The organism is Pseudomonas sp. SDO5215_S409, assembly GCF_054071325.1.
The window spans coordinates 13,595-26,838 of the sequence record NZ_JBSVWN010000017.1 but is presented as its reverse complement, the minus strand read 5'-3'; the positions used below and the strand labels follow the sequence as shown (position 1 = coordinate 26,838).

Here is a 13,244-nt window from a genome sequence, read left to right as displayed (position 1 = left end):
ATACCCTGCGTTACTTTCGTTGGAATCAACCCCCCGGTTCTCGATACATAACTACCGCCCCGGCCCGCAGGGAGCGCATTGCCGGCCCGTATCCTTTTTTCGAGAACCCAAGCAATGTCTGTATCGCTCAACACACCCCATACCCATGCGCTCGCACCCACCCGGGGGCCGATTGCCGAAGTGCCCGTGCAGGCGAGCGACGAAGTGCCGCCGCCCGCGCGCGCCAACGGTTCGCCCGCAGAAATGGCCCTGGTGGAGGCTTACCTCGCCGCCGTGCAGCGCAAAATCGTGCACAACAAGGCGGGCTTGATCAAAGTTCCACCGCAGAGCCTGCTGGGCCAATGGCTGGACCTGTACCGGGCGCAGCTGGAACATCCGCTGGTGAAACACTGGCTGCGCGAGCAAAACATCGAGCCCCACACGCTTACTGTCAACCCGGCCACCGGCGCCATGGTTGCCAGCGTAGAGGGCACGATGAAGTCGTTTTCCCTCACCGACAGTTCGGGCTGGGGGCAAATTTCCCGCCCGTTGCTGAGCATCGCCAAGGTGCTGGTGCCGGTGCCGGGCGATCGGTTGCGGGTACAACTGGGGCCTGACTTCGTCGAAGTGCGGGCCAAACAGGTGGCCAGTTTCCACGGCGAACCGCTCCCCACTAACCCCACCCAGGCCCGTGCGCAAATCCGGCGGCTGGAACACAGCAAAGCCTTCGACCCGCTCTCCCCCGACGACCGCCTGCGCCCGGCCGCCCACCGTTCGGCCCAGGCCCTGGAGACGCACAAACAAAACGCCGCCCGGTTCTATCGCACCCTGCCCCAAGTACTGGCCTATAAACAGCTGACCACCGAGGTGGCCCAGACCCTGCCCAATACGCGCGTCGAAGCAAAAAAATGGGCCGAAGCCCTCATCCTGAAATTGACCGGCCAGCACGTCGATGCCGACACGCTCTACCTCAACCGCTTCGCGAATGCCCAATCGGGCAACACCATGACCGGCTGGACGCATAATTTTGAGGAACCGGTGTCGTCGTTGCGCTTGCCGGACGCGTTGCTGAAAAACTTTTCCGAGCATGACTGGGTGCCCGGCAACCTGGACCTCGAGGCCGGTCTTTACACCGACGGGCCTGGCCAAAGTGACAAGGGTGGGTATGGCCAGCGCAATGAATTCCCCCTGGCGCCGTCCCAACTGATGCACACCAGTTGGAAAACCGATTTCCAGGCGCAGATGGACCAGAAAATCCAACGCTTTTGGAGCACCCACGGCGACGATTACCGCGCCGTCCTCAAAGGCGAGTTCATTGCCCAGGCCCGCAAGCAGCTCAAGGAGCAACAGGCGCGTTCGCCCGCCGAACGGGCGTTGCAGCCACCCGAGCAGCGGTTTACCCGCCGCGATTACGAGCTGCTGATGAACGCAGTGCCGGACGTGCCCAAGGATGAACACGCGCCGCTGAGCGTGGCCCAGTTGCGCGCCCAAGTCCCCGCAAAAGGCCTCGTGCAGGCCCATGAATTCGATATCAACGGCTGGGGCGCCAGCGATATCGTGCGCTTCACCGCCGTGGAGCCGGGCCAGAAAGTCTCGTTCAACCAGCGCCGCGATGGCACGCAGATCCTTTACGTACCCGGCGCCACCCCGGCGTTTCTGCGCTTCGACTCGCTCAAGCAGCTGGACCAGTGGGTCGTGAACCAGGCCCAGGACCCGAAAAAACGCGAAGCGCTCGCCTCCCACTTCTCGCTGTACAACCGCCAGGACGGCGGCGTGTTCGGCCGGTTTGGCGTGGACTCCGCCCTGGAGCACCTGGCCAGCGGCGGCTGGACCCCACGCGAAGGCGTGACGATCGACCGTGCCAACACACCGATTCACGACGACGTCTTTACCCATATAAAGAAGCAAAGCAGCGCACGCATGAGCAGCGACGCCGACAGCGTGATCACCTCCAACAGCGAGGTGACACGCGACACCTGGCTCAACGACATTTCGGTGGCCGCCGGGCTCTTGAGCCGTCTCGCGCCAATTGCCGTCCCGGTGGTCGCCGTGGCGGTGGCGGTCGGCGTTGCCGAAATCAGCCTGGGCGCAGAAAAGTCCGTGTCGGGCGACACCCAGGCCGAGCGCAGCGCCGGTGCCTGGAAGGCCTTTGATGGCACCCTCAACACCTTGTTCTCGGCGCTCGGAGCGGCCGGGGAAAGCGAAGACCCGTTCGAGCTCCCCACCGAAGAACCGCCCGTGCCCGCCCCGGCCGAAGCGCCCGCCCCTGAGCCACCCGCGGCCAATCGCCTGCAACCGTCCCAGGCGGGCAATATCAGCGCACTGGCCGTGCCGGAGGGCGAGTCGCTCATCGCCGACGCCCCGCGCAACACCCGAGGCATTTACCAGACCACCGACAGCAGCGGCGTTGACCATTGGTTTATCCGCTACACCGACTCCACGGGCGTGCCCAACATCTACGAGATCCGCAGCGACTTCAAACTGAGCGACAACTATGTGCAGATCATCGACCGCGCCGGCAAAGCCGTGATGACCGTGCGCACCAGTGCCAGCGGCGAATGGGAACGGGACATCGGCGCTGGCGGCATGTGGCGCTGGTGGCGGCGTTCGCCGCCCTCGCCCACCGCAAGCAACGACTTCAAGACCCCGCCCACCTTTGCCGACGCGTTTCCGGAACTGGAAGGCACCCGGATCAAGGGCGCAGAAAAATTCGATGACTACTTACAGATGGGCGACGACATTCAATACGAATCGTCCAGCACCTCATTTGTCGAGAACCGCAGCGTCAAAAAAAGGCTGGGGGTTTCCTGGACCCTGGAGGAAAACACCGTGATCGAGGACTCCGAGCGGGCGGTGCCTACACCGCTGGGTAACGGGGACTACTCGCCCAGTTTCGTCAAGGACATCCACCGGTTCCCCTACACCCTCATCGTCAAAGAAAACGGCGTAGAAACCCGCTCGCTGCTCAAGAGCACCGCCACCACCGAGGAAGGCCTGAAGCAGGAGCGGCTGCAACAACTGGAGGCGCTGATTCCGGACCCGGCTTTGCGCGCACGCATTTCCGAGGTGGCCCACCAAGGCTCCCTGGCGTCGGCGACCACGTACATGAACCTGCCGGACTCGGGCCTCAAGGCCGGCTACCTGATGGCCAACGGGGAAGCAGAAATCACGATCGAATACGACGCGACAGCGCGTCAGGCCCAGGTCAAGTTCGTCTCCCGAAACCCGATCGCCAACCCGGAGCTGGACATCACCAAGGTGCCCGACGCACTGATCACCATCAAGCGGACCTTCACGATTAAAGAAGGCAACGAGGTCATCGACAGTGAGCGGGTGTACGTCATCGACCCGCACGCCCCTACCCACATGGAGCTTTCCATCATCACGCCAACGTGAATCGGGCCCACAGCCCTACCTGATGCGCCAGAACGGCGGTAACCTCGGTGACCGCCGTTTTCGTTCGGGCAGCTTTTGATGCCTGCCACTTCAGGGGTCTTTATGGAAAAAATCACCTTCAAACCGCTGCTGCTCGCTGCCAGCCTGTTGGCCTGCATGCCCGCCGCCCAGGCGGCCAGTACCCTGGTTTATTGCTCCGAGGCCAGCCCCGCCGGTTTCGACCCGAGCCAGTACACCAGCGGCACCGACTTCGATGCGTCAGCCGAAACCGTGTTCAACCGCCTGACCCAGTTCAAACGCGGGGGCACCGAGGTCGAGCCCGGCCTGGCCACCCGATGGGACGTCGCAAACGACGGCCTGACGTATACCTTCCACCTGCGCGATGGGGTCAAGTTCCACACCACCGACTACTTCACGCCCAGCCGCGACTTCAACGCCGACGACGTGGTGTTCACCTTCCAGCGCCTGCTGGATGCCAGCAGCCCGTTTCGCAAGGCTTACCCGTCCGAGTCGCCGTATTTCACCGACATGGGCCTGAACACCACGATTAAAAGCATCGATAAACTCGACGAGCACACCGTGCGCTTTACCCTGAACAACGTCGACGCGTCCTTTGTGCAAAACCTGGCCATGAGCTTTGCCTCGGTCCAGTCCGCCGAATACGCCGCGTTGCTATTAAAGGAAAGCCGCGCCGCCGACATCAACCAGAAACCGGTCGGCACCGGCCCGTTCGTGTTCAAGCGCTACCAAAAAGACGCGCAGATCCGCTACGCCGCCAACCGCCAGTACTGGAAGCCCGAGGACGTGAAGCTCGACAACCTGGTGTTCTCCATCACCCCGGACGCCGCCGTGCGCCTGCAAAAACTCAAGACCGGCGAATGCCAGGTCAGCGGCTACCCACGCCCGTCCGATATCGACGTCATGAAGCAAGACCCCAACCTGCGCGTATTGCAGCAGGCCGGGTTCAACCTGGGCTTTCTGGCCTACAACGTGACCCACCCGCCGCTGGACCAACTCAAGGTGCGTCAAGCCCTGGACATGGCCATCGACAAGCCGGCGATTATCAAGGCGGTGTATCAGAGCGCCGGGCAATTGGCGCAGAACGCGTTGCCACCGGCCCAGTGGTCTTATGACCCGGATATCAAGGACGCGCCTTACAATCCCGACAAAGCCCGTGCCCTCCTCAAAGAAGCAGGTGTTGCACCAGGAACTACCATCAACCTGTGGGCAATGACCGTTCAGAGGGCGTCCAATCCCAACGCGAGAATGTCGGCGCAAATGATCCAGCAGGACTGGGACAAAGTCGGCATCAAGGCCAATATCGTCAGCTACGAATGGGGCGAATACATCAAACGCGCCAAAAACGGCGAGCACGATGTGATGATCTATGGCTGGACCGGCGACAACGGGGACCCGGATAACTGGCTGGGCGTGCTCTATAGTTGTGCAGCGGTGAAGGGCAGCAACTACGCCAAGTGGTGTAACCCGGCCTACGACAAACTGGTGCAGCAAGCCAAGGTGAGCAATGACCGTGAACAGCGCATCAAGTGGTATCAACAAGCGCAAAAAATACTTAAAGAACAAGTACCTATAACACCCATCGCAAATTCGACAGTGTTCCAGCCGATGCGCAAGCAGGTACAAGACTTCAAAATCAGCCCGTTTGGGCTGACCCCGTTCTACGGCGTGAGCCTGGCCAAGTAACAAAAACGCACCAATCCAGTGCGCCATACGCCTGGATTGGTATTTTTTGGTGCCCGCCTCGCACCGAAAAAAACCTGAAAATGTACGTATTTATGTACGAACTTTCATAATTGCGACATTCCTGTACGTTCGTCCCACTGTTTCACCTTTGCAACGGTTCAGCATCTTGCATTGGGTATGGGGCCTGCATAAGTATCCGCAGGTCGATCCACAAGGTCGCCCTCACAACCAAAAATGACAACAAATCATGAGGCCAACATGCTTAAACACGCAGTCATTCCGTTATTAGTCAGCGCTGGCCTGATGGCCGCCGCCCCTTTCGCCCAAGCGGCGACTAACCTGGTGTTCTGCTCCGAAGGGAGCCCGGCCGGTTTCGATCCAGGCCAGTACACCACCGGAACAGACTTCGATGCCTCGGCCGAAACCATGTTCAACCGTCTGACCCAGTTCGAGCGCGGCGGCACCGCCGTGACGCCTGGGCTCGCCACCAGCTGGGACGTGTCCCCCGATGGCCTGACGTACACTTTCCACCTGCGTGATGGCGTGAAATTCCACACCACCTCGTATTTCAAACCGACCCGTACCTTTAATGCCGATGACGTGCTCTTCACGTTCAACCGCATGATCAACAAGGACGATCCGTTCCGCAAAGCCTACCCCACCGAGTTCCCGTACTTCACGGACATGGGGATGGACACCAACATCAAGAACATCGAGAAAGTCGATGACCACACCGTCAAGTTCACCCTTGGCACCGTGGACGCCGCCTTTATCCAGAACCTGGCCATGAGCTTCGCGTCTATCCAGTCGGCCGAATACGCCGCTCAACTGTTGAAAGAAGGCAAAGCCGCGGACATCAACCAGAAGCCGATCGGCACTGGCCCGTTCGTGTTCAAGAGCTACCAGAAAGACTCCAACATCCGTTACACCGGCAACAAGGACTACTGGAAACCTGAAGACGTGAAGATCGACAACCTGATCTTCGCCATCACCACCGACCCGTCGGTGCGTATCCAGAAGCTGAAGAAAAACGAGTGCCAGATCACTCTGTTCCCACGTCCGGCCGACCTCAAGGCCCTGGGTGAAGACAAAGACCTGAAGCTGCCGCACCAGGCCGGTTTCAACCTGGGCTACATCGCCTACAACGTGATGCCCGTGCTCAAGGGCCAGACCGCGCCAAACCCGCTGTCTGACCTGCGCGTACGCGAGGCCCTGGACATCTCGGTGAACAAACAGCAGATCATCGACTCCGTTTACCAGGGCGCAGGCCAACTGGCGGTCAACGCCATGCCGCCGACCCAATGGTCGTACGACACCACCATCAAAGACGCTCCGCACGACGTGGCCAAGGCCAAGGAACTGCTCAAGGAAGCCGGCGTGAAGGAAGGCACCGAGATCACCCTGTGGGCGATGCCGGTCCAGCGTCCGTACAACCCGAACGCCAAGCTGATGGCTGAAATGCTGCAGAACGACTGGAAACAGATCGGCCTCAAAGTGAACATCGTCAGCTACGAGTGGGGCGAGTACATCAAGCGCTCCAAAGGCGGCGAGAACCAGGCCATGATCATTGGCTGGAGCGGTGACAATGGTGACCCGGACAACTGGCTGAACGTGCTGTTCGGCTGCGATTCGCTGTCGGGCAACAACTTCTCCAAATGGTGTGACAAGAAGTTTGATGGCATCGTGAAGGAAGCCAAGGCCACCTCCGATGTTGCCAAGCGCACCGAGCTGTATAAGCAGGCGCAACACATCCTCAAAGATGCAGTCCCGATGACACCTATCGCGCACTCGACGGTGTATCAACCCATGCGCGCCAACGTGCAGGACTTCAAGATCAGCCCGTTTGGCTTGAACTCCTTCTATGGCGTCAGCGTGAGCGGCAAGTAAGGATCGATGACGGCGACGTGTAAAAACGTCGCCGTTGTCATGTCCGCCAAGGTCTTAGGAAATGGACCACATTCGCCACAGCTGCCGTCCTACGGCAATTAACCGCGAACCGCGTCGCCATTACCTACAAGACTTGTCAGATTCGTTGCATTTACTGCCCGGTTCCCGACCCATAACGTCGTGGCACGGCAGTTGCTCCGTACCTGTTAGGCACCTGCTGCATGCCCACTCAGTGTTGTCGCCGGCCCTCACCGGCCGCGCGATTGTTCACTGACGACAACAACAAACAAGGATCGGGATCGTCATGCGCCATACCACACTTGTCTCTGCGATAGTCGGCACGGGCCTGTTGGCCGTTGCTTCGATGGGCCAGGCCGCCGAGAAAAAAAGCCTGGTGTTCTGCTCCGAAGGCAGCCCGGCAGGCTTTGATACCGCGCAATACACCACGGCCACCGACAACGATGCCGCCGAGCCGCTGTATAACCGCCTGGCCGAATTCGAAAAGGGCGCGACCAATGTCGTCCCGGGGCTGGCAACAAGCTGGGATGTGTCCGAAGACGGCCTGACCTACACCTTTCACCTGCGCCAGGGGGTGAAATTCCACAACAACAAGGACTTCAAGCCTACGCGCGACTTCAACGCCGACGACGTGCTGTTCACCTTCAACCGCATGCTTGACCCCGACCACCCGTTCCGCAAGGCCTACCCCACCGAGTTTCCGTACTTCAACGGGATGAGCCTGAACAAGAATATCGCCAAGGTCGCCAAAACCGACCCGCACACCGTGGTGATGACCCTGAACACGGTGGACGCCGCGTTTATCCAGAACATCGCCATGAGCTTTGCCTCCATCCTGTCCGCCGAATACGCCGAGCACCTGCTCCAGGCGGGCAAGCCGAGTGATATCAACCAGAAACCCATCGGCACCGGGCCGTTTGAATTCCAGCGTTACCAGAAAGACTCGCAAATCCGCTACGTGGCCAACAAACACTACTGGGACCCGAGCCGCGTCCAGCTCGACCAGCTGATTTTTGCGATCAACACCGACGCCTCGGTGCGCGTGCAAAAACTCAAGGCCAACGAATGCCAGGTCACCCTGCATCCACGCCCTGCCGACGTCGAAGCCCTCAAGGCCGACCCCAAGCTGCAACTGCTGACCAAGCCTGGCTTCAACCTTGGCTACATCGCCTACAACGTGCGCCACAAGCCGTTCGACCAGCTTGAAGTGCGCCAGGCGCTGGACATGGCGGTGAACAAGCAAAGCATTCTGAACGCCGTGTACCAGGGCGCGGGCCAGTTGGCGGTCAACGCGATGCCGCCCACCCAGTGGTCTTACGACGACACCATCAAGGACGCCGCCTACAACCCGCAAAAGGCCCGTGAGCTGCTCAAGGCCGCCGGCGTAAAAGAAGGCACCGAGATCACCCTGTGGGCCATGCCGGTGCAACGCCCCTACAACCCCAACGCCAAGCTGATGGCCGAGATGCTGCAAAGCGACTGGGCCAAGATCGGCCTCAAGGTCAAGATCGTCAGCTACGAATGGGGCGAATACATCAAGCGCACCAAAAACGGCGAACACGACGTAAGCCTGATCGGCTGGACCGGCGACAACGGGGACCCGGACAACTGGCTGGGCACCCTCTACAGCTGCGACGCCATCGGCGGGAACAACTACTCCATGTGGTGCGACCCGGCCTACGACAAGCTGGTCAAGCAAGCCAAGGTCGTCACCGACCGCGAACAACGGACCGTTCTGTACAAACAGGCGCAACAGTTGCTCAAGCAGCAAGTGCCCATCACCCCGGTCGCGCACTCCACGGTCAACCAGCCGTTAAGCGCCAAGGTGGAAGGGTTCAAGGTCAGCCCCTTCGGCCGCAACGTGTTCTCGGGCGTCACTGTAAACCCATAAGAAAATAACCGGATTGCGCAGGGCGAACATTCGCCTTGCTGCAAACGTGCGGCCTGAATGTGGAATTTTTCCTACAGCAAACGTTTGCAAAGGCTTGAACGAGTTCCACACCCAATAGCCGGTTCACCTAAAAAGACCGGCATTAAAAAAGAGAACCAAAGGAGCTTTACCCATGAAACTACGCAGCACCGCGCTACTGGCCCTGGCCATCAGCAGCATCACGGCGACCGCCTATGCGGAACCGGCCAGTCAGGAATTCCTTCCTACCACATTGGCCGGCACCAGCGCCCAAAGCGAGGCCAAGGGCTTTATCGAAGGGTCGAGCCTGGGCGGTACTACCCGTAACTGGTACTCCAACGAGATGAAGTTTCGTGGCGACCGTTTCAGCTACACGAAAAACGATGTGAAGCACGACGTGGATCCGGCCAGAACGCCGACGTCGCGCCGTATCAACTGGGCCCAGGGCACCATCGTCAACTTCTCCTCGGGCTTCACCCAGGGCACCGTGGGCGTCGCCACTGAAGTGGCGGCCTACAACGTTGTCATCCTGGACCGCGACCGCAAAGACATCGCCGGCGGCTCCAACCGCACCCTGGCCCACTCCGACGGCGACGCCGTTGACCAGTGGAGCAAACTGGGCCTGGCCAACGTCAAGTTCCGCGTGTCGAACACCACCTTGACCGCCGGTCGCCAGAACTTCAACACCCCGATCATCGACAACATCGGCAACCGTGCCCTGCCTTCCAGCTTTGAAGGTATCGCGCTGCACAGCGAAGAGCTGAGCAACCTGTCGTTCGACCTGGCCGGTTTTGACCGTGTTTCGCCACGTACCGAACAGAGCCTGTCGAAATTTCGTACCGAGTACTCTGCCAACAGCGCAGAAACCGACAAGGTCTACACCGCAGGCGTGAACTACCAGCCGTTCAAAAGCCTGAAGACCAGCCTGTACGTGGCCAACGTCGAAGACTTCTGGAACCAATACTACTTCGGCGCCACCCACGAACTGGGTGACAGCCAGACCCTGGCACTGACCACCGGTCTGAACTACTACAAGACCAAGGACACCGGCAGCAAGAAGATGGGCAGCATCGACAACGACACCTACTCGCTGTCGTTCGGCCTGACTCACCAGGCCCATAGCCTGACCTTCTCGTACCAGCAAGTGATCGGCGACGAGTACTTCGACTACCTGCACGAAACCAACGGCATCTACCTGGCCAACTCCCTGACGTCTGACTTCAACAGCCCGAACGAGAAGTCCTTCCAGGTTGCCTACGGCATCAACATGGCCGAATACGGCATTCCAGGCCTGAAGTTCAACGTTTACTCGGCACGCGGCTGGGGCATCGACGGAACTCACTACACCGGCACCGCCTACACCGACAAGGGCACCAAGCGTGGTGACCTGAGCCTGATGGACGGCGAGCATCACCAGGAATACGGCATCGGCGCGTCGTACGCCGTCCAGAGTGGCTGGTTCAAGGCCACCACCGTGCGCGGCACTTACGTGACCCACCGTGCGAGCGAGCACCAGGCTGACGGCAACATCAAAGAGTTCCGCCTGGTCACCACCGTTCCATTCAACATCCTTTAATTAGCGCCAGGTAGACGGCGGGCTCATGACGAGCCCGCCCTCTATGCTTGTCTGGTCCCATCGATTGCAGAGGCCTTTCAATGAAAATGCTCCCGTTACAAGCCGCCATGGCTGCTGCGCTGCTCAGCGTGGCGATCGGCGTCTCGGCCAAACCGCTGGTCGTCTGCACCGAAGCCAGCCCGGAAGGCTTTGACCCGGTTCTTTACGTCACGGCCGTCACCACCGACGCCGCGGCCGAAACCATGTTCAACCGCCTGGTGGATTTCAAGCCCGGCACCACCGAGATCGTCCCGGCGCTCGCCGAGTCGTGGGAAATCAGCGCCGATGGCCTGACCTACACCTTTCACCTGCGCACCGACGTCAAGTTCCACACCACCGACTACTTCACACCCACGCGCAACATGAATGCCGACGACGTGCTCTGGAGCTTCCATCGCCAGATGGACCCCAAGCACCCTTGGCATGACAAGTCCGCTAACGGTTTCCCTTATTTTGAAAGCATGGGCTTCAAGGAACTGCTCAAAAGCGTCGAGAAGACCGATGACCACACGGTGGTCTTCACGCTGACCCGCCCCGAAGCACCGTTCCTGTCCGATGTGGCGATGCCGTTTACCGCTATCCATTCCGCCGAATACGCTGACAAGTTGCTCGCCGCGGGCAAGACCGACGAGCTCAACAGCAAGCCGATCGGCACCGGGCCGTTCATTTTCACCCGCTACCAGAAAGACGCCCAGGTACGCTTCAAGGCCAACCCGGAGTACTTCCGTGGCAAGCCGCCGTCTGACCCGTTGATCCTGGCGATTGCCACCGATAACAACGTGCGACTGCAAAAGCTCAAGGCCAACGAGTGCCAGGTCGCGCTGTACCCCAAGCCCGATGACATTCCCAGCGTGAAGGCCGACCCTAACCTGAAAGTCGCGGAACTGGCGGCCATGACCACCAGCTACACCGCCATGAACACCACCCACAAATACCTGAGCGATGCACGGGTGCGTCACGCGATCAACATCGCGTTCGACAAAGAGGCGTACACCAAAGCCCTGTACGGCCCGGGTAACGCGGTGGTGGGCACCGGCCCCTACCCGGCCACCCTGCTGGGGTTCAACGACAAGCTGAAAAACCCGCCGCGCACCCCCGCCGAACTGGACAAGGCCCGCGCCCTGCTCAAGGAAGCCGGCGTACCGGAAGGCACCGTATTCACCCTGTTCACCCGCAACGGCGGCGGCCCGACCAACCCCAACCCGCTGCTCGGCGCACAAATGATGCAAGCGGATCTGGCCAAGATCGGCCTTAAAATCGACATTCGCGTGTTCGAGTGGGGCGAAATGCTCAAGCGCTCCAAAGCCGGTGAACACGACCTGATGTCGGCCGGCTGGGCGGGGGATAACGGGGACCCAGACAACTTCCTCACACCAAACCTGAGTTGCGATGCTGCGAAAAACGGCGAAAACTACGCCCGCTGGTGTAACAAGGAGTTTCAGGACCTGATCGACAAGGCCCGTGCGATCTCTGAACCCCAGCAACGTGCCGCACTCTATGTGCAAGCACTGGACGTTTTCGACAAAGACCAACCCTGGATCCCCATGGCTTACCCGAAAATGTTCACCGCCATGCGTAAAAACGTCGAGGGCTATATCCAGAGCCCTCTGACCACCAATAACTTCGCCACTACCCAGGTGAAGTAATAAGAGACGCCCGGCATCGTCCAACCGGACGATGCCGGACCTGCCTAACCGGCTGATTGAGGTACACAACACGATGTTTAGTTTTATTGCCCGCCGATTGGGGTTACTGATCCCCACGTTTTTCGGCATCACCCTACTGACGTTCGCGTTGATTCGCATGATTCCTGGCGACCCCGTGGAAGTCATGATGGGCGAACGACGCGTCGACCCGGAGATGCACGCACAGGCAATGGAACGCCTTGGTTTGAACAAACCGTTGTACGCGCAATACCTGGACTATGTCGGCAAGCTCGCCCACGGCGACCTCGGCGAGTCCCTTCGCACCCGCACCAGCGTGTGGACTGAGTTCACCTCCCTCTTCCCGGCGACCCTGGAACTGTCCATGGCCGCCCTGTTGTTCGCCGGCATCATCGGCCTGTTGGCCGGGGTGATCGCGGCACTCAAACGAGGCTCCCTGTTCGACCATGGGGTGATGGGCATCTCCCTTGCGGGATATTCGATGCCGATCTTCTGGTGGGGCCTGATCCTCATTATGTTTTTCTCGGTCAGCCTGGGCTGGACCCCGGTTTCCGGGCGTATCGACCTGCTCTACGACATTGAGCCGCGCACTGGCTTCATGCTGATCGACACCCTGTTGGCCGATGACATCGACGCCTTCCTCGACGCCCTGCACCACCTGATCCTGCCCGCCATCGTGCTGGGCACCATCCCGCTGGCGGTGATCGCGCGCATGACCCGTTCGTCGATGCTCGAGGTGCTGCGCGAAGACTACATCCGTACCGCCAAGGCCAAAGGCCTGTCGCCAGCTCGGGTGGTTTTCGTACACGGCCTGCGTAACGCTCTGATCCCGGTCCTGACCGTGGTGGGCCTGCAAGTGGGCACCCTGCTGGCCGGTGCCGTACTGACCGAAACCATCTTCTCGTGGCCCGGCATCGGCAAATGGCTCATCGAAGCCATTGGCGCGCGGGACTATCCCGTGGTGCAAAACGGCATCCTGTTAATCGCCTGCCTGGTGATCCTGGTGAACTTCGTAGTGGACATCCTCTACGGCTTCGCCAACCCACGCATCCGTCACCAGCGCTGAGATCAT

General features: G+C 60.1%; 7 protein-coding genes. All 7 read left to right on the top strand.

Going from position 1 to position 13,244, the window contains the following annotated elements; genetic code table 11:
- Positions 1-114 precede the first annotated feature (114 nt).
- The 7 genes from ACW9H9_RS11430 (at position 115) to ACW9H9_RS11400 (ending at position 13,238) form a co-directional block, all read left to right on the top strand.
- A complete protein-coding gene (locus tag ACW9H9_RS11430) occupies positions 115-3,375 on the top strand; it encodes a dermonecrotic toxin domain-containing protein (protein WP_457343265.1) in 3,261 nt (1,086 codons plus the stop codon).
- 102 nt (positions 3,376-3,477) lie between these two features.
- Complete coding sequence (locus tag ACW9H9_RS11425; protein WP_457343264.1) at positions 3,478-5,079, top strand: ABC transporter substrate-binding protein; 1,602 nt, start codon at positions 3,478-3,480, stop codon at positions 5,077-5,079.
- A 258-nt stretch (positions 5,080-5,337) separates the two neighbouring features.
- Positions 5,338-6,966, top strand: coding sequence for an ABC transporter substrate-binding protein (locus tag ACW9H9_RS11420; RefSeq protein WP_457343263.1), 1,629 nt, complete (start codon positions 5,338-5,340; stop codon positions 6,964-6,966).
- A 304-nt stretch (positions 6,967-7,270) separates the two neighbouring features.
- Positions 7,271-8,875, top strand: coding sequence for an ABC transporter substrate-binding protein (locus tag ACW9H9_RS11415; protein WP_457343262.1), 1,605 nt, complete (start codon positions 7,271-7,273; stop codon positions 8,873-8,875).
- Positions 8,876-9,047: 172 nt separating this feature from the next.
- Positions 9,048-10,469: an OprD family porin gene (locus tag ACW9H9_RS11410; RefSeq protein WP_457343261.1), complete on the top strand. Its 1,422-nt coding sequence runs from the start codon at positions 9,048-9,050 to the stop codon at positions 10,467-10,469.
- 80 nt (positions 10,470-10,549) lie between these two features.
- A complete protein-coding gene (locus tag ACW9H9_RS11405; RefSeq protein WP_457343260.1) occupies positions 10,550-12,154 on the top strand; it encodes an ABC transporter substrate-binding protein in 1,605 nt (534 codons plus the stop codon).
- Positions 12,155-12,227: 73 nt separating this feature from the next.
- The gene (locus ACW9H9_RS11400) at positions 12,228-13,238 is read left to right on the top strand and encodes an ABC transporter permease subunit (RefSeq protein WP_457343258.1); all 1,011 of its coding nucleotides are present in this window, start codon (positions 12,228-12,230) and stop codon (positions 13,236-13,238) included.
- Positions 13,239-13,244 lie beyond the last annotated feature (6 nt).